This window comes from Streptomyces xantholiticus (assembly GCF_014651015.1).
GTDB classification, from domain to species: Bacteria; Actinomycetota; Actinomycetes; order Streptomycetales; family Streptomycetaceae; genus Streptomyces; species Streptomyces xantholiticus.
The window spans coordinates 139,648-156,679 of record NZ_BMWB01000010.1 but is presented as its reverse complement, the minus strand read 5'-3'; the positions used below and the strand labels follow the sequence as shown (position 1 = coordinate 156,679).

Annotated in this window: 18 protein-coding genes; 10 read left to right on the top strand and 8 right to left on the bottom strand. The window is 69.3% G+C overall.

Annotated features, from left to right (window positions below; genetic code table 11):
• Window positions 1–36 precede the first annotated feature (36 nt).
• Window positions 37–246 (top strand): ATP-binding protein, encoded by a 210-nt coding sequence (locus tag IE198_RS36610; protein WP_189887518.1) that lies wholly within the window; start codon window positions 37–39, stop codon window positions 244–246.
• Between the two features lie 19 nt (window positions 247–265).
• On the opposite strand, the gene IE198_RS17570 is transcribed toward IE198_RS36610, so the two are convergent.
• The 4 genes from IE198_RS17570 to IE198_RS17555 form a co-directional block, all read right to left on the bottom strand.
• Window positions 266–742 carry a MarR family winged helix-turn-helix transcriptional regulator gene (locus tag IE198_RS17570; RefSeq protein WP_189887516.1) on the bottom strand — a complete coding sequence of 159 codons (477 nt, stop codon included), beginning with the start codon at window positions 740–742 and terminating at the stop codon, window positions 266–268.
• Between the two features lie 122 nt (window positions 743–864).
• Complete coding sequence (locus IE198_RS17565) at window positions 865–1,647, bottom strand: AIM24 family protein (RefSeq protein WP_189887514.1); 783 nt, start codon at window positions 1,645–1,647, stop codon at window positions 865–867.
• Entirely contained in the window at window positions 1,644–2,294 is a 651-nt protein-coding gene (locus tag IE198_RS17560) for an AIM24 family protein (protein ID WP_189887512.1), read from the bottom strand. The genes IE198_RS17565 and IE198_RS17560 overlap by 4 nt, the downstream gene beginning before the upstream one ends.
• Window positions 2,294–2,932 carry an AIM24 family protein gene (locus IE198_RS17555; RefSeq protein WP_189887510.1) on the bottom strand — a complete coding sequence of 213 codons (639 nt, stop codon included), beginning with the start codon at window positions 2,930–2,932 and terminating at the stop codon, window positions 2,294–2,296. The genes IE198_RS17560 and IE198_RS17555 overlap by 1 nt, the downstream gene beginning before the upstream one ends.
• 156 nt (window positions 2,933–3,088) lie before the next feature.
• On the opposite strand from IE198_RS17555, the gene IE198_RS17550 reads away from it, so the two are divergent.
• From IE198_RS17550 to icmA, 5 genes are all read left to right on the top strand, one after another.
• Window positions 3,089–3,433, top strand: coding sequence for a DUF3817 domain-containing protein (locus tag IE198_RS17550; protein WP_189887508.1), 345 nt, complete (start codon window positions 3,089–3,091; stop codon window positions 3,431–3,433).
• Window positions 3,430–3,723: an MTH1187 family thiamine-binding protein gene (locus IE198_RS17545; protein WP_189887506.1), complete on the top strand. Its 294-nt coding sequence runs from the start codon at window positions 3,430–3,432 to the stop codon at window positions 3,721–3,723. The genes IE198_RS17550 and IE198_RS17545 overlap by 4 nt, the downstream gene beginning before the upstream one ends.
• A gap of 174 nt (window positions 3,724–3,897) precedes the next feature.
• Window positions 3,898–4,407 (top strand): MarR family winged helix-turn-helix transcriptional regulator, encoded by a 510-nt coding sequence (locus IE198_RS17540; protein WP_189887504.1) that lies wholly within the window; start codon window positions 3,898–3,900, stop codon window positions 4,405–4,407.
• Between the two features lie 53 nt (window positions 4,408–4,460).
• A complete protein-coding gene (locus IE198_RS17535) occupies window positions 4,461–4,790 on the top strand; it encodes a DUF3817 domain-containing protein (RefSeq protein ID WP_189887502.1) in 330 nt (109 codons plus the stop codon).
• 76 nt (window positions 4,791–4,866) lie between these two features.
• On the top strand, window positions 4,867–6,567 hold the full coding sequence (gene icmA, locus IE198_RS17530) for a coenzyme B12-dependent isobutyryl-CoA mutase large subunit (RefSeq protein ID WP_189887500.1): 1,701 nt from the start codon (window positions 4,867–4,869) through the stop codon (window positions 6,565–6,567).
• 12 nt (window positions 6,568–6,579) lie between these two features.
• Here icmA and IE198_RS17525 read toward each other — a convergent pair whose 3' ends face one another.
• Entirely contained in the window at window positions 6,580–7,227 is a 648-nt protein-coding gene (locus tag IE198_RS17525) for a TetR/AcrR family transcriptional regulator (RefSeq protein WP_189887498.1), read from the bottom strand.
• Window positions 7,228–7,420: 193 nt separating this feature from the next.
• Here IE198_RS17525 and IE198_RS17520 point away from each other — a divergent pair, with 193 nt between their 5' ends.
• The 4 genes from IE198_RS17520 to IE198_RS17505 all read left to right on the top strand — a co-directional run bounded on the left by IE198_RS17520 (window position 7,421) and on the right by IE198_RS17505 (window position 11,766).
• Window positions 7,421–8,389 carry a tetratricopeptide repeat protein gene (locus IE198_RS17520; protein WP_189887496.1) on the top strand — a complete coding sequence of 323 codons (969 nt, stop codon included), beginning with the start codon at window positions 7,421–7,423 and terminating at the stop codon, window positions 8,387–8,389.
• A 732-nt stretch (window positions 8,390–9,121) separates the two neighbouring features.
• On the top strand, window positions 9,122–9,775 hold the full coding sequence (locus IE198_RS17515) for a DUF6230 family protein (protein WP_189887494.1): 654 nt from the start codon (window positions 9,122–9,124) through the stop codon (window positions 9,773–9,775).
• A gap of 97 nt (window positions 9,776–9,872) precedes the next feature.
• Window positions 9,873–10,439 carry a DUF6114 domain-containing protein gene (locus IE198_RS17510; protein ID WP_189887492.1) on the top strand — a complete coding sequence of 189 codons (567 nt, stop codon included), beginning with the start codon at window positions 9,873–9,875 and terminating at the stop codon, window positions 10,437–10,439.
• Window positions 10,429–11,766 carry a hypothetical protein gene (locus IE198_RS17505; protein ID WP_189887490.1) on the top strand — a complete coding sequence of 446 codons (1,338 nt, stop codon included), beginning with the start codon at window positions 10,429–10,431 and terminating at the stop codon, window positions 11,764–11,766. The genes IE198_RS17510 and IE198_RS17505 overlap by 11 nt, the downstream gene beginning before the upstream one ends.
• 203 nt (window positions 11,767–11,969) lie before the next feature.
• On the opposite strand, the gene pyk is transcribed toward IE198_RS17505, so the two are convergent.
• The 3 genes from pyk to pta form a co-directional block, all read right to left on the bottom strand.
• On the bottom strand, window positions 11,970–13,400 hold the full coding sequence (pyk, locus tag IE198_RS17500; RefSeq protein WP_189887488.1) for a pyruvate kinase: 1,431 nt from the start codon (window positions 13,398–13,400) through the stop codon (window positions 11,970–11,972).
• A 102-nt stretch (window positions 13,401–13,502) separates the two neighbouring features.
• On the bottom strand, window positions 13,503–14,708 hold the full coding sequence (locus IE198_RS17495; RefSeq protein ID WP_189887486.1) for an acetate kinase: 1,206 nt from the start codon (window positions 14,706–14,708) through the stop codon (window positions 13,503–13,505).
• Window positions 14,705–16,840, bottom strand: coding sequence for a phosphate acetyltransferase (gene pta / locus IE198_RS17490; protein WP_189887484.1), 2,136 nt, complete (start codon window positions 16,838–16,840; stop codon window positions 14,705–14,707). Before pta ends, IE198_RS17495 begins: the two co-directional genes overlap by 4 nt.
• Between the last annotated feature and the right edge of the window lie 192 nt (window positions 16,841–17,032).

Here is a 17,032-nt window from a genome sequence, read left to right as displayed (position 1 = left end):
TCTGCTCGACAACGCCCAGCGTCACACGGCCCTCCGGTGACCGTCTCCGTACGCGAGAAGGACGGCCGGATCGTGCCGGCCGTCGCGGACGACGGGCCGGGTGTGCCGGAGCAGGAGCGGGAGCGGATCTTCGAACGGTTCATACGGCTCGGCGACGCCCACACCAGGGACGCTCACGGTCGGCCGTTCGGCGTCCGGCGGGGCGCTCTTCGAGCTGCCCTGCCGGACGCGACCGGCGGTGGCTGATCCGGGAAGGGACGAGGTCTCAGAGCTTGCCGCGCCGTCCGCGCAGGTGGTCGGCGACCGGCGTCAGCGAGTCCCGCAGGTCGGCCAGTGCCTCTGGCGACAGCAGGTCGATGAAGTGCTTGCGCACCGATGCCACATGGTGCGGGGCGACTTTCTGCATGGTGGCGACGCCCTCGTCGGTGAGCACGGCGTACAGACCGCGCCGGTCCGACTCGCAGTTCGCGCGCCGGACGAGCCCTGCGCTCTCCATACGGGTGACCTGGTGCGAGAGGCGGCTCTTGGACTGGAGGGTGGCTGCGGCGAGATCGCTCATCCGCATCCGCCGGTCCGCGGACTCGGACAGGTTGACCAGGATCTCGTAGTCGTTGATGGTCAGGCCGAACGGCTGGAGGTCCTTCTCGAGCTGGTGCATCAGCAGCTTGTTGACTTCCAGATGCGTGCGCCAGGTGCGCTGCTCGTCATCGGTCAGCCAGCGAGTGGCCGTCTCGGTCTCCATATATGGATTCTACCTAAGAAGTTGAAAAGCGGACGAAGTCGGGGGGTGTGACGTCTGGCACTCGTCCACCAACGGGTGTACGGGGGCGCAGACGTTCGACGTCACACTCCGCAGACTACCGCTCACAGCCCGAAGCGACGCTGGAGGTCCCCCAGCTGGCCGGGAAGGCGCGGTGCGGAACCGTGCCCGCCGGCGGGCACGGCCGACCCATGGCTGCCCGGAACGCCCGGCTCCGCACCTACCGCCCCGGTGGGCTGCTCCGGCATCAGCGCCTCGCTCGACTGCAGCAGCACCGTACCTGCACCGGCGAACTCGAACTGGTGCTCCTCGCCCGACGCCCCGCCGAAACCGGTCAGTGCCCGCACCCCGCCCATGACCCCGGTCATATAGCCGTGGTCGTAGTGGTGGCAGGGGGACGGGCAGTCCGCCCAGCCCACCAGGGCCTGCGGGTCCACCCGGATCGGCGGCTCCATGAAGACCACCGGCCCGTTCGAGGCCGCCACGAACTTGCCCGTGCCGATCAGCGTCAGAAAGCCCGGCACGATCGACTGCTTCAGCGCCAGCGACGGCTGGTACGCGAGCAGATTGCCGGACCGGATCGTCAGATTTCCGTCATCGAGGTCGAAGGAGTTCACATCGAACGCGCGGTCCGCCAGCAGCATCTTGCCGCTGCCCTCCGCCACCACCCAGTCGCTCGCGTGCAGCGGCGAGTGGAACGACGTCCGCATCAGCCGGTCGAGACGGCCGTGGCCGATTCCGTTGAAGTCGATCCGCCCGTAGTAGGCGATCATCTTGCCCTTCTGCAGGAACCACTGGGAACCCTTGAGCTCCACACAGAAGGTGTACGCGTTGACGTTGTCGTCGCTCGGCAGCGTCGCCGGATCATGAATGACGGCCGTACTCACAGCTTCTCCTCCGACGCCTGGACGTACACCGCACCACTGCCGCTCAGCTCGAGCTGGAACGCCTCGCCCGAGCCGCGCCCCACCATGTCGCGCCAGCCGAGCGCCGTGGAGAGCTTGTTCCGTACGTCGCCGTGGTGGGCGACGTAGGCCTGCGGGTCCACATGGACCGGCCGCGCGGGTGTGATCGGCAGCTCGAGCACACCGCCGTGGGCCATCACCGCGACCGCGCCGTGCCCCTTGAGCGTCGTGGTGAACAGGCCCTGGCCCGTCACCTGTCCGCGGACCATGCCCATCACCCCGCCCTGCGAGCCCATGAACATGGTGCCCTGCTGCAGGGTGCCGTCGAAGGCGAGCAGCCGGTCGGCCTCCACGTAGAGGGTGTCGCCGGTGAGCTGGATGACCTGGATGTGGTGGCCGCCGTGGCCGAACATCACCGTGCCGTTGCCTTCCACGGTCATGAGCGGCGTCGCCTCGTTCGCCACCCGGCGTCCGATCATCGACGCCAGTCCGCCCTGGCCGCCCGCCATGTTCGGCGTGAAGCCGACGTCGCCCTTGTAGGCGAGCATCGCGCCGCGCTGGCTGAACATCTTCTGGCCGGGTGCAATGGTCGCCTCGACCATCCTGGAGTTGATTTCGCGGAACGGCATCAGACGTCCCCTCCGACAGTGTTGCGCTCGCTCGGCTGCACATAGACCACGCCGTCGCCCTCGAAGCGGATCTGGAACGCCTCACCGCCGCCCTCGCCGAGGAAGGTGCGGAACGTCACGCCGGACTGCAAGTCCTGCCGCAGATTGCCCTGGTGGGCGATGTACGCGCCGGGGTCGACGGAGAGCGGGTACTGCGGTGTCACCCGCAGCACCACGGCCGTGCCGTCGGACATGATCGCCGCCTGGCCGGTGCCCTCGACGGTCGTCGTGAACAGGCCGTTTCCCGACGCGCCCCCGCGCAGGCCGGTGAAGGTGGTGCCGGTGCGAAGTCCGCCGTCGGCGCACAGCAGATTGCTCGACTCGACGTAGAGCTTGTCGCCGTGCAGCTGCACCAGGCTGATCTCGCTCGCCCGGTCGGCGAAGTAGCAGGTGCCTTGCCCCTTCACCTCCATCATGGTCATCTGCTCACCGGTGAGCCGGCGGGTGACCATGCCGCGGATGCCCTCCCCGCCGCCGGTCATCTTCTTGAAGGCCATCTGGCCGTCGTACGCGACCATCGACCCGTTCTTCGCCTTGACGGCGTCGCCGGTCATGTCGACCGCGAGCACCTTGCTCCCCTGGAGCCGGAACGTTGCCACGCGCCGACGTTATCCGGTGATACCGCACGCGAACAGCGCCCTCGGGGAGGATCGGACCCTGACAAAGGGTTCGCAAAGTGGCCTGCCACAATGGTCCCGAAGCTTGTGCATGCATTCACAAGATCCCCCCGCCCATCTCGCCAACGAAGGTGAACCGTGGACATCAAGACCGCCGCCTCCCTCCACCGCCTGCGCCTCGTCTCCGCACCGGAGGCCGTCTCTTTCCTCCTGCTGCTCGTCTGCTCGGTGCTCAAGCGCACGACGGACTTCAACGCGGTTCCGGTGATGGGCGCGATCCACGGCGTGCTCTTCATCCTGTACGTGCTCTTCTGGCTGGACGCCTGGAACCGCACCAAGTGGGACCTGAAGACCGCGGCGATCTACTTCGTGCTCTCGGTCCTGCCCTTCGGCGGCTTCTTCGCCGAGCGCAAGCTCAAGCGCGCTGCCGAGGACGCCGTCATCGCCTCCCGCGCCCGCCGCAAGGACGTGGTGGACGCATGATCGTCGCCTTCTCCGTCACGCCCCTCGGCGTGGGTGAGGACGTCGGCGAGTACGTCGCCGAGGCGGTCCGCGTCGTACGGGAGTCGGGTCTGCCCAACCGTACGGACGCGATGTTCACCTCCGTGGAGGGGGACTGGGACGAGGTGATGGACGTGGTCAAGCGCGCGGTCGCCGCGGTCGAGGAACGGGCCCCGCGGGTCTCCCTCGTCCTCAAGGCCGACATTCGGCCTGGCGTCACCGACGGTCTCACCTCGAAGGTCGACACCGTCGAACGCCACCTGTCCGCCTGACGCAGGGCGACCGCGAGCCCCGGAGCCGTTGCCCCCGAGGGCGCGCTTGCCGGGGCGCCGGATCCGGGTGTGGTCCGCCGCCCCGGTGGAAGCGGTCAGGCGGACCAGACGGTCGGACGACCGAAGGACGAGACAGGGCTGACCACCATCTGACCAGTCGGTAAGGTCGGTGCCGTGCCGAAGCCGCTCAGCCTTCCCTTCGATCCCATCGCCCGCGCCGACGAGCTGTGGCGGCAGCGATGGGGGCCCGTGCCCTCGATGGCGGCGATCACCTCCATCATGCGCGCGCACCAGATCCTGCTCGCCGAGGTCGACGCCGTGGTCAAGCCGTACGGTCTGACCTTCGCCCGTTACGAGGCGCTGGTGCTGCTCACCTTCTCCAAAGCGGGCGAGCTGCCGATGTCCAAGATCGGCGAGCGGCTGATGGTGCACCCCACCTCGGTGACGAACACGGTCGACCGGCTCGTGAGGTCCGGCCTGGTCGACAAGCGGCCCAATCCGAACGACGGCCGCGGCACGCTCGCCTCCATCACGGACAAGGGCCGCGAGGTCGTCGAGTCGGCCACCCGCGACCTGATGGCCATGGATTTCGGCCTGGGCACGTACGACGCGGAGGAGTGCGCGGAGATCTTCGCGATGCTGCGCCCGCTGCGGGTCGCCGCGGCGGACTTCGAGGAGAAATAGCCCCGGGCGGCCCGGGGGAAGATCGCCCCTTGCGCCCGGTTACGCTCGATGCCATGAAAGCGAATGTGCTGACCCGCTACCGGGTGATGGCCTATATCACCGCCGTGTGGCTGCTCGTGTTCACCGGCGCCATCGTCCTGAAGTACGGGTTCGACACCGGCGACACCATGCTGATCTCGCAGATCCACGGTGTGCTGTTCATCATCTACGTGATCTTCGCCTTCGACCTCGGCTCCAAGGCGAAGTGGCCGTTCGGCAAGCTGCTGTGGGTGCTGGCCGCGGGCTGCATCCCGTTCGCCTCGTTCTTCGTCGAGCCGAAGGTGACGCGGGAGGCGCGGGCGCTGATCGCCGGCGAGCCGGCCGTGCAGGCCGCCGAGGCGTAGCACCGCCAAGCGCCGCGAGAGGGCTCGCGGCGCTTTGCCATCGACATTTACTAGGACGTCCTAGTAAATTCGAGGTATGGACGCTGACGCGATCGAGGAAGGCCGCCGACGCTGGCAGGCCCGTTACGACAAGGCCCGCAAGCGGGACGCGGACTTCACCACGCTCTCCGGGGACGAGGTCGAGCCGGTCTACGGTCCCCGCCCCGGGGACACCTACGAGGGCTTCGAGCGCATCGGCTGGCCCGGCGAGTACCCCTTCACCCGCGGACTGCACCCCACCGGCTACCGCGGCCGGACCTGGACCATCCGCCAGTTCGCCGGGTTCGGCAACGCCGAGCAGACGAACGAGCGCTACAAGATGATCCTGGCCGCCGGCGGCGGCGGTCTCTCCGTCGCCTTCGACATGCCCACCCTCATGGGCCGCGACTCGGACGACCCGCGCTCGCTGGGCGAGGTCGGCCACTGCGGTGTCGCCATCGACTCCGCCGCCGACATGGAGGTCCTCTTCAAGGACATCCCGCTCGGCCACGTGACGACGTCGATGACGATCTCCGGCCCGGCCGTCCCCGTCTTCTGCATGTACCTGGTCGCGGCCGAGCGCCAGGGCGTCGACCCGGCCGTGCTCAACGGCACGCTGCAGACGGACATCTTCAAGGAGTACATCGCGCAGAAGGAGTGGCTCTTCCAGCCCGAGCCCCATCTGCGTCTGATCGGCGACCTGATGGAGCACTGCGCGCAGGGCATCCCCGCGTACAAGCCCCTGTCGGTCTCCGGCTACCACATCCGCGAGGCCGGTGCGACGGCCGCGCAGGAGCTCGCCTACACCCTCGCCGACGGCTTCGGCTACGTCGAGCTGGGCCTGTCCCGCGGCCTGGACGTCGACACCTTCGCACCCGGGCTGTCCTTCTTCTTCGATGCGCACCTCGACTTCTTCGAGGAGATCGCCAAGTTCCGCGCCGCGCGCCGGATCTGGGCCCGCTGGATGAAGGAGGTGTACGGCGCGAGGAGCGACAAGGCGCAGTGGCTGCGCTTCCACACCCAGACCGCCGGTGTCTCCCTCACCGCGCAGCAGCCGTACAACAACGTCGTGCGCACCGCGGTCGAGGCGCTCTCCGCGGTCCTCGGCGGCACCAACTCCCTGCACACCAACGCCCTCGACGAGACGCTCGCCCTCCCCAGCGAGCAGGCCGCCGAGATCGCGCTGCGCACCCAGCAGGTGCTGATGGAGGAGACCGGCGTCGCCAACGTCGCCGACCCGCTGGGCGGTTCGTGGTACGTCGAGCAGCTCACCGACCGCATCGAGGCCGACGCGGAGAAGATCTTCGATCGGATCAAGGAGCGCGGCCGCCGGGCACACCCCGACGGTCAGCACCCGATCGGCCCGATCACCTCAGGCATCCTGCGCGGCATCGAGGACGGCTGGTTCACGGGCGAGATCGCCGAATCGGCCTTCCGCTACCAGCAGTCGCTGGAGAAGGGCGAAAAGAAGGTCGTCGGCGTCAACACCGCCACCGGCTCGGTCACCGGCGACCTGGAGATCCTGCGGGTCAGCCACGAGGTCGAGCGCGAGCAGGTGCGGGTGCTGGCCGACCGCAAGGGCGGCCGGGACGACGCGCTCGTGCGCTCGTCGCTGGAGAAGATGCTGGCTGCGGCCCGTGACGGCTCCAACATGATCGCCCCGATGCTCGACGCCGTACGGGCGGAGGCGACGCTCGGCGAGATCTGTGATGCGCTGCGCGACGAGTGGGGCGTCTACACGGAGCCGCCCGGCTTCTGACGACCCCTCCGCTCATGCGGTCAGGGAGCTCAGCCCTGACACCAGCAGAGCAGTGAAGCGGCGCGCCCACTCCGCGTCCACCGGCTCCGCGCTCACCAGCGTCCGGTGGACGACGGCGCCGGCGACCACATCGAAGATCAGGTCCGTGTTGCGGGCCGCCGCCCGGGGATCGTCCTCGTACGGCAGCTCGCCGCGGGCCTGAGCGCGTCTGCGGCCCTCGACCACGAGACGTTTCTGCCGCTCCACGATCGCCGAGCGGATGCGTCCGCGCAGGGCCTCGTCGGTCGTCGACTCGGCGACGACGCCCATCAGGGCGGTCTTGGTCTCCGGCTGCCCGAGCAGATCGGCGAACTGCAGGACGACGCCCTCGACATCAGCGGCGAGGCTGCCGCGGTCGGGGAGCTCGAGCTCGTCGAAGAGGACGGCGACGGCGTCGACCACCAGTTCGTTCTTGTTGGCCCAGCGGCGGTACAGGGTGGTCTTGGCCACCCCGGCACGCGTGGCCACGTCCCCCATGGTCAGCTTCGACCAGCCCAGCTCGACGAGGGAGGCGCGGGTCGCCTCCAGGATCGCGGCATCGGCCTCGGCGCTGCGGGGCCGTCCCGTACGGCCCGCACGGGGGGCTTTGGGGTAGGTGCTGCTGGACATGCCCGCGACCATACCCGCCAGTAGGGAAATAGTCGGCTGTGAGGCAGCTCACCGGGAAACCCCTCACACCGGCGGACTCGACGCAGTTACGCTACGGCTCGTAGCGAAAGCCATGACCGGCTCGTCGCGACAGCCACATGGCGCCAAGGTGGGGACCTGGCGCCGACTTTTTCACATGGGCGCGCGGAAGGGGGAGGATGTACGCATGCAGCCTAGGAACATGTCCATGAGCGGCGTCGTCGACCTCGCCGCGGTGAAAGCGGCCAACGAGGCCAAGGCCAAGGCGGAGCAGGCGAGGGCCGAGGCCGCCCGTCACGGGGGCGGCGGCGCCGTGTCCCCCGCCGCCCTGGTGATCGACACCGATGAGGCGAGCTTCGAGCGCGACGTTCTGCAGCGCTCCACCGAGGTCCCGGTCGTCATCGACTTCTGGGCCGAGTGGTGCGAGCCGTGCAAGCAGCTCGGCCCGTTGCTGGAGCGCCTCGCCACGGAGTACAACGGACGTTTCGTCCTCGCCAAGGTCGACGTCGACGCCAACCAGATGCTGATGCAGCAGTTCGGGATCCAGGGCATCCCCGCGGTGTTCGCGGTGGTGGCCGGCCAGGCGCTGCCCCTCTTCCAGGGCGCGGCCCCCGAGGCGCAGATCCGCCAGACGCTGGACCAGCTGGTGCAGGTGGCCGAGGAGCGCTTCGGTCTGACCGGCATCGTGGTCGAGCCGGACGCCTCGGGCGAGGCCGCCCAGGCCCCCGTACCGGCCGGCCCTTACGACGCACTGCTGGAAGCAGCCGTGCAGGCCCTGGACGCCGGCGACTTCGGCGGCGCGGTCCAGGCGTACCGGAACGTGCTCTCGGACGACCCGGGCAACACGGAGGCGAAGCTCGGCCTCGCACAGGCGGAACTGCTGGGACGCGTCAAGGACATGGACCCGCAGAAGGTCCGCCAGGAGGCGGCGGACAATCCGGCCGACGCCACGGCGCAGATCGCCGCGGCCGACCTGGACCTGGTCGGCGGTCATGTGGAGGACGCCTTCGGCCGGCTGGTGGAGACCGTGCGGCGTACGGCGGGCGAGGAGCGCGACGCGGCGCGGGTGCGGCTGCTGGAGCTCTTCGAGGTGGTCGGTCCGGAGGACCCTCGAGTGACCGCGGCGCGGCAGGCGCTGGCGCGGGTGCTCTTCTGAGGCGCCCTTCAGGGATCTCCTCTGGGGTCCCTGATGTTTCACCGGCGGCTCAAGGGTGTTTTGTTGACCCTTCATTGACAGCCGTTATGACAAGGGTGTCCTGAGGATACCGTTCTGGCGGATTTTGCGGCGGTGGCGCTGACACGGCGTCACCGCCGTTTTGGCGACTCGGCGACAAAATACCGCCTGGCTTTGCCAAAACTTGGTAAACGCCGCGCCGTGTTACTCGGAGTACAACAACCTCCTTTTTCTGTCCGGTTATCGCCGTTTATAACCCCCTCTGGGCATGTCGTGGAAGGTACCGAGCGTGCTCGCGCGACATCGTGCGGTCGTGGCGTGGTTGTCAGGCCGTTACTGCCCAGTAACGAACCCCCTTGTGCCCTGGCCGGGAATGGACAACGATCGGCGACGCTCGGTCCAATACCGCACCAGCCCGGCCTCCAGCCGTGCCGCGGCCCATTGGGTCCCCACCGGGCCGGTCGGTGGCAGTGGACACCGGTCGCGGACAGGGGGGTTCCTGCCGCAGAACGGCAGGGCCTGTCCGACAGGTTGTGCGTGACGAGTCAGGCGCGACCAGTGGTTGTCGCTCGGGGGTGATCGCCGGTGTTTTTCGGACGCACGTCGCGCCTGAAAGAGCGGGCGCTCTCCTTCCCGAGGACGTAGCACTTCTCCCATCCCAGGACGGGCCCGAGGGCCCGGACCGGAGATGTACGTCCGAGAAGGAGGAAAGTCATGGAGTCTATGGCTCGCGGTGGAACCAGATGGAAGCGGTTCGCCCTGGTCATGGTGCCGAGCGTGGCCGCGACGGCTGCGATAGGCGTCGGCCTGGCACAGGGGGCGCTCGCCGCGTCCTTCGCGGTGTCGGGCCAGGAGTTCAAGGTCGAGGCCGGACACCTTGAGGGGTACGGCTTCGCCCAGTACGGCGGCCTCAACGAGGGGTACGAGAGCACCACCAGCGACAAGAAGGTCAAGCGCCCTGTGGCGATCTCGACCTTCGAGACTGCCACGATCAACGACATGTGCCAGTCGGTCGTCACCGATGTGCCGCTGTTCGGCAAGGTCACGATGAAGCTGACGGCCGGCGAGGGCGCTTCGGAGGTCAAGGCAAAGAACCTTTACCTTGACATCTCCAACCTCGAGGCCGACGCGACGTTCACGAACATCGACATCGGCGTCGCGGCCAAGGACACCGACGTCAGGCGCGGGGGCAAGGGCCCGGAGGTCAAGGACAGGATCCTGCCGAACAGCTTCGCCCAGCAGGCGGACAAGGCAGTCCTCACGGGCGCCAAGCAGAAGGCGTGGGCGACCACCGCCGGCACCTTCACGCTGGGCGGTCTGAAGATGGCACTGCACAAGGGCGACGGTCCCGACGTCGAGTGTTACTGACGCTCATCCCGTCCGGGCGGGCGGGTGAAACTCTGGCAGCTTCGCCCGCCCGCCTCTCTCTTCACACAGCAACGCCAGTACCAGGGAGCTGTTTTCCATGAGCGCCGAGACCGCAGTGTCCCACGGCCGGGACGAGCACTACATTCGCGTCCTCCGGCGGAACTTCCGCAGTTGGCGGGGACAGCGGCCCTTCTGGGCAGGCCTGTTCACCCTGCTGGGCGGAATCCCCATCGCCTACTTCCCGTACGCGTCGTTGAAGCTCGGCCACATGACGTTGTCCATGGCGACGACGGCGGGTGCCGGCTCTCTGATCATCGGTGTATTGCTGGTCACGCTCGGCCTCACGATGTGGTTCCAGGCGGTCGCCAGGGTGTTCGCGGGCATCGCCGCCATTCTTCTGGCACTGGTCTCCATTCCCATCGCCAACCTGGGCGGCTTCGTCATCGGCTTCCTGCTCTCGCTCATCGGCGGCGCGCTGGCACTGTCGTGGATCCCTGAGAAGAAGACCTACGAGCCCGCGGCCGTGACGGCCGGGAAGGCGAAGCAGCCGGATCCGGCGAGCGAGGTGGACACCCAGGCCGTTCCGGAGCAGTGGGACGGCCACGGCACGGACACGTACGAGACATACACCGAAGGCAACGGCGGGAGGAACAGTGCCGGGTGACGCAACACCACCGCTGACCGCGGCCGCGGGCGGCGACGGCTCGCGGGAGAGAAAAGGGCCGCGGCACGCCGCCCCCAGGAAGTCGCTGCTCACCAAGTTCCACCTGCCCGCGAGCAAGGCGATAGCCCTGGCCGCGATGCCCACCGCCGTCTTCGTCGGAATGGGCCTCACCCCCAAACTCGCCCTGGCCGACGACAAGGAGATCCCGTTCGCGCCGGGCCCGTGCGTGACCCGCTCGGACGAGCCGTCGGAGTCGGCCTCGCCGTCCGCCTCGGAGTCGGCCAAGCCGTCCGAGTCGCCGGCCCCCACGGACACGGCCGAGCCGGAGCCGACGCCGAGCGCGACGTCAGGAGGGGGAGCGGACGACGCGGCGCAGGAGCCGAACCCCGCCGAGAGCCCGTCCGCCCCCGCGGCCGGAGCGGAGCAGAAGGCACCCGCGCCCGAGCCCTCGGCGAGCGAGACCGAGAACCCGCTGGACCCGCTGGGTGTGGGCGACAAGGTCGAGGACTTCTTCGACGGCGTCGGCGACGCGCTGCGGGGCGAGCCGGAGCCGACCCCGACGCCGTCTCCCACCGGCACCGCGACGGAGCCGGCCGAGGAGCCTGCGGTCGAGGAGCCTGCGGCGGAGAAGCCTGCGGCAGTGCCTGCCGACGAACCCGCGGAGGAGCCGGCGGAGAAGGCCACCGACGCGGTGGGCGACACCGTCGACAAGACCAAGGAAGCGATCAAGGAGGCGGCCGACGAGGCCGGTGCCGAGGTCGAAGAGCTGGACGAGGACGTCAAGGGACTCGACCCCAAGAAGGACGAGGACATCCCGGAGGGCGCAAAGCCGCGCTTCCCGTGCCCGACCGCGGACCCCGAGGCTCTCGCGGCCGCCGAGGTCGAGCCGGGTCTCCCGCTGCTCCCGGACGACCCCTGGATCCTCGAGAGCTCGATGCTCACCCTGACGGGCCTGGACTACCACGGCATCGTCGAGGTGAAGACCGGCAGCGGCAAGATCAAGAAGGTCCTGAAATTCACCGCGTCGGGCGTGGACATCAAGGACCTGCACCAGCTCGTGGTCGGCCCGAACGGCACGACGGTGCACGTCGAGGCGCGCAAGGGCTCGACCTCGACGATCCGCAACGGCACGGTGACGATGTACACCGAGGAGCTGAAGGGCAACCTCTTCGGCATCATCCCGATCACCTTCAGTCCGCAGACCCCGCCGCCGCTGAACGTCCCCTTCGCGATGTTCACCGATGTGAAGGTCACCCAGGCCGGCCAGTTCGGCGGGACGCTGACGGTCCCGGGGCTGCACAACTACTTCACCGGCGGCAACGCCTGAGCCCAAGACCACCGGGAGCCGCGAAAAGGCTGTGGGTCGCACCCGTTCAGGGGGTGCGGCCCACAGTCGTTCGCGGTGCGGGCGGTCAGATCGGTCAGGTCGGCATCCGGCGCCACAGTGGGCACAGGGGCGGCCGAAAACGGACGGCCTCCCGACCCCCCGAAGGGGCCGGAAGGCCGTCCGTGCAGCGGGGGGACAGGGCGTCAGCCGTGCGACTCCCCGCCCAGGTGGTGCACCCGCACCATGTTCGTCGTGCCCGGGACGCCCGGGGGTGAGCCGGCTGTGATCACCATGATGTCGCCCGCGTTGTAGCGCTGGAGCTTCAGCAGCTCCGCGTCCACCAGGTCGACCATCGCGTCCGTCGTCTCGACGAACGGGGCCAGGAAGGACTCCACGCCCCAGCTCAGCGTGAGCTGGTTGCGGGTGTCCTGGTCCGTCGTGAAGGCGAGGATGGGCTGTTCGGCACGGTAACGGGAGAGGCGGCGGGCCGTGTCGCCGGACTTGGTGAAAGCGATCAGCGCCTTGCCGCCGAGGAAGTCCGCGATCTCGGCGGCCGCGCGGGCGACCGAACCGCCCTGGGTGCGGGGCTTCTTGCCGGGGACCAGGGGCTGGAGGCCCTTGGCGAGGAGTTCTTCCTCCGCCGCGGCGACGATCTTCGACATCGTCTTGACCGTCTCGATCGGGTACGCCCCGACGGAGGACTCCGCGGAGAGCATGACCGCGTCGGCTCCGTCCAGGATCGCGTTGGCGACGTCGGACGCCTCCGCGCGGGTGGGGCGGGAGTTGGTGATCATCGACTCCATCATCTGGGTCGCCACGATCACCGGCTTGGCGTTGCGACGGCACAGCTCGATGAGGCGCTTCTGCACCATGGGGACACGCTCGAGGGGGTACTCGACGGCGAGGTCGCCGCGCGCCACCATCACGCCGTCGAAGGCCATGACGACGTCCTGCATGTTGTCGACCGCCTGCGGCTTCTCCACCTTGGCGATGACGGGGACCCGGCGGCCCTCCTCGTCCATCACCTTGTGGACGTCCTTGACGTCGGCGGCATCCCGGACGAAGGAGAGGGCGACCATGTCGCAGCCCATGCGCAGCGCGAAGCGGAGGTCCTCGACGTCCTTCTCGGACAGCGCCGGCACGTTGACGGCCGCGCCCGGCAGGTTGATGCCCTTGTGGTCGGAGATGACGCCGCCCTCGACGACGATCGACTTGACCCGCGGGCCCTCGACCTCGACGACGCGCAGCTCGACGTTTCCGTCGTTGATCAGGATCTGGTCGCCCTTGGAGACGTCCCCGGGCAGACCCTTGTACGTGGTCCCGCAGATCGACTTGTCGCCGGGGACGTCATCGGTGGTGATGGTGAACTCGTCGCCGCGGACCAGTTCGACCGGTCCCTCGGCGAAGGTCTCCAGGCGGATCTTGGGGCCCTGGAGGTCGGCGAGCACGCCCACGGCGCGGCCGGTGTCCTCGGACGCCTGGCGGACGCGGTGGTACCGCTCCTCATGGTCGGCGTGGGTCCCGTGGCTGAAGTTGAAGCGGGCCACGTTCATACCAGCCTCGATGAGCGCTTTCAGCTGCTCATACGAGTCGACGGCGGGGCCCAGTGTGCAGACGATTTTGGAACGGCGCATAAGGCGGATCCTATCGGTTTGTTTCCCTGCGGAATATTCCGTCTGGTGGAATGTACAAATGGGCGCCAGCCCGCTCAGGCGTTCATCAATTCACTCCACCACTCACTTCACCAGCTCGAAGGTCTGTCGCGCGATTTCGAGCTCCTCGTCCGTCGGCACGACGGCGACCGCCACCGGCGCGCCCGCCGGCGAGATCAGCCGCGCCTCGCCCGACCGCGCGGCGTTCGGTTCCGGGTCCACCGCAAGGCCGAGGCCCTCCAGACCGGCGATCGCGGCCTCCCGCACCGGGGCCGAGTTCTCACCCACCCCGGCGGTGAACGCCAGCGCGTCCACCCGCCCGAGAACCGCGTAATACGCGCCGATGTACTTCTTCAGCCGGTGGACGTAAATGTCGAACGCCAGCCGTGCGCGCTCGTCGCCCTCCTCCATCCTCCGGCGGATCTCCCTCATGTCGTTGTCTCCGCACAGGCCCACCAGGCCGCTCTTCTTGTTGAGCAGTGCGTCGATCTCGTCCGTGCTCATTCCGGCGACCCGCTTGAGGTGGAACGTCACCGCCGGGTCGATGTCACCGGAGCGCGTACCCATCACGAGGCCCTCCAAGGGCGTCAGTCCCATCGAGGTCTCCACACACCTGCCGCCGGCGACGGCGGAGGCGGACGCGCCGTTGCCGAGGTGCAGCACGATGACGTTCACCTCCGACGGGTCCTTGCCGAGCAGCCGGGCCGTGGCCCGTGAGACGTACGCGTGGGAGGTGCCGTGGAAGCCGTAGCGGCGGATACGGTGCGCGTCCGCGGTCTCGACGTCGATCGCGTACCGGGCGGCCGCCTCCGGCATCGTCGTGTGGAAGGCCGTGTCGAAGACCGCGACCTGCGGCAGGTCCGGGCGAAGTGCCCGGGCCGTGCGGATACCGGTGATGTTCGCCGGGTTGTGCAGCGGCGCGACAGGGACGAGCCGCTCGACCTCCGCGAGCACCTCGTCCGTGATCACCGTGGGGGCGCTGAACCTCAGGCCGCCGTGCACGACGCGGTGGCCGATCGCGGCGAGTTCGGGGGAGTCCAGGCCCAGGCCGTCGTGCGCCAGCTCGTCCGCCACCGCCTTGAGCGCCGCGTCGTGGTCGGCGATCGGGCCGGAGCGTTCCCGGCGCTCGCCCCCGCCGCCCGTAAGCGGGGTGTGCACGAGACGCGAGGTCGCCTCGCCGATCCGCTCGACCAGCCCGACCGCCAGCCGGGAGGAGTCGCGCATGTCGAGCAGCTGGTACTTCACCGACGACGAGCCGGAGTTGAGGACGAGGACGCGGGTGGCGGTCATGCGGAGGGCTCCTGGGCCTTCGACGGGATCCGGGACTGGGACTGCGACGGGCCGGGGGACTGCGACGGGACCTGGGACTGGATCGCGGTGATCGCGACCGTGTTGACGATGTCGCTGACCAGCGCGCCGCGCGACAGGTCGTTGACCGGCTTGCGCAGGCCCTGGAGCACCGGGCCGACCGCGACGGCGCCCGCCGAGCGCTGTACGGCCTTGTACGTGTTGTTGCCGGTGTTCAGGTCCGGGAAGATCAGGACCGTCGCCCGGCCGGCCACCTCGGAGTCCGGCAGCTTGGTCGCGGCGACGGCCGGCTCGACGGCCGCGTCGTACTGGATCGGACCCTCGACACTCAGGTCCGGACGGGACCCGCGCACCAGCTTGGTCGCCTCGCGCACCTTGTCCACGTCGGCACCCGACCCCGAGGTGCCCGTCGAGTACGACAGCATCGCGATCCGCGGCTCCACGCCGAAGCGGGCCGCCGTCGCGGCCGACTGGACGGCGATGTCGGCGAGCTGCTCGGCGTCCGGGTCCGGGTTGACCGCGCAGTCGCCGTAGACCAGGACCTCGTCCGCCAGGCACATGAAGAACACGGACGAGACGATCGAGGCTTCCGGCTTGGTCTTGATGATCTCGAAAGCGGGGCGGATGGTCGCCGCCGTGGAGTGCACCGAGCCCGACACCATGCCGTCGGCCAGGCCCTCCTCGACCATCAGGGTGCCGAAGTAGTTCACGTCCGCCACCACGTCGTACGCCAGCTCGACCGTCACGCCCCTGTGGGCGCGCAGTCCGGCGTACCGCTCGGCGAAGGACTGGCGCAGCTCGGAGGTGTGGGGATCGATCAGCTGGGCGACCGACAGGTCGATGCCGAGGTCGGCGGCCTTCTTGCGGATGATCTCGACATCGCCGAGCAGGGTCAGGTCGCACACGTCCCGGCGGATCAGGACCTCCGCCGCGCGCAGCACCCGCTCCTCCGTACCCTCCGGCAGCACCACCCGGCGGCGGTCGGCGCGCGCCTGTTCCAGCAGCTCGTGCTCGAACATCATCGGCGTGACCCGCCCGCTGCGGGCCACCGCGAGACGGGCCAGCAGGTCACCGGTGTCCACATGGCGCTCGAAGAGACCCAGCGCGGTCTCCGCCTTGCGCGGCGTGGTGGCGCTCAATTTGCCTTCCATCGCGAACAGTTCACCCGCGGTCGGGAAGCTGTTGCCCGCCACGGAGATGACCGGGGTGCCCGGTGCGAGGCGGGCCGCGAGGGTGAGGACCTCCTCACTCGGGCGCTCGTTCAGCGTCAGCAGGAGACCCGCGATGGGCGGCGTGCCCGCGGAGTGCGCGGCGAGCGAGCCCACGACCAGGTCGGCGCGGTCGCCCGGCGTCACGACCAGGCAGCCGGGGGTCAGGGCCGGCAGGAAGCTCGGCAGCATCGCGCCGCCGAAGACGAAGTCCAGGGCGTCGCGCGCGAGGCCGGAGTCGTCGCCGAGCAGCACCGTGCCGCCGAGGGCATGGGTGATCTGGGCGACCGTGGGCGCCGCGAGCGCGGGCTCGTCGGGGATCGCGTAGCAGGGGACCGGTAGGCGGGCCGCAAGCCGCTCGGCTATGCCCGCGCGCTCGTCGGGGGCGACCCGGTTGGCCACCATGGCGAGCACGTTGCAGCCGAGGGCCTCGTAGGCACGGAAGGCGTTGCGCGTCTCGGCCCGTACGGAATGGGGCGTCTGGCCCTTGCCGCCGACCACGGCGATCACCGAGGCACCGAACTCGTTGGCGAGCCGCGCGTTGAGCGCCAGTTCGTCGGGGAGCTGGGTGGCGGCGTAGTCCGTGCCCAGGACCAGGACCACCTCGTACTCCCTGGCCACCGTCAGGAAGCGCTCGACCAGCTGCGAGACCAGCTCGTCCGTGCCCTTCTCCGCCTGGAGCGCGGCCGCCTCCTGGTAGTCCATGCCGTAGACGGAGGCGGAGTCCTGGGAGAGCCGGTAGCGCGCCCGCAGCAGCTCGAAGAGGCGGTCGGGACCGTCGTGGACGAGGGGGCGGAAGACGCCCACACGGTCCACCTGGCGGGTCAGCAGCTCCATGACCCCCAGTTCGACCACCTGCCGTCCGTCGCTGCGGTCGATCCCGGTCACGTACACGCTGCGCGTCACGCGTGCTCTCCCGTCCATGTCCATGAGGTCCGTGCTGGGCGTGCCACCGCGCCGAGTGCTCCGGCGGGCCCCTGGCTCCGCCGTGCGCGACGGCGAACGCGGGCGTGCCGGAAAACCGCTCGGGGCGGCATTGCCCTCTTGACAATACCTCCGGGGCTGGCTAGGACGCCCGTCGGACGAGCGGGCAGGGTT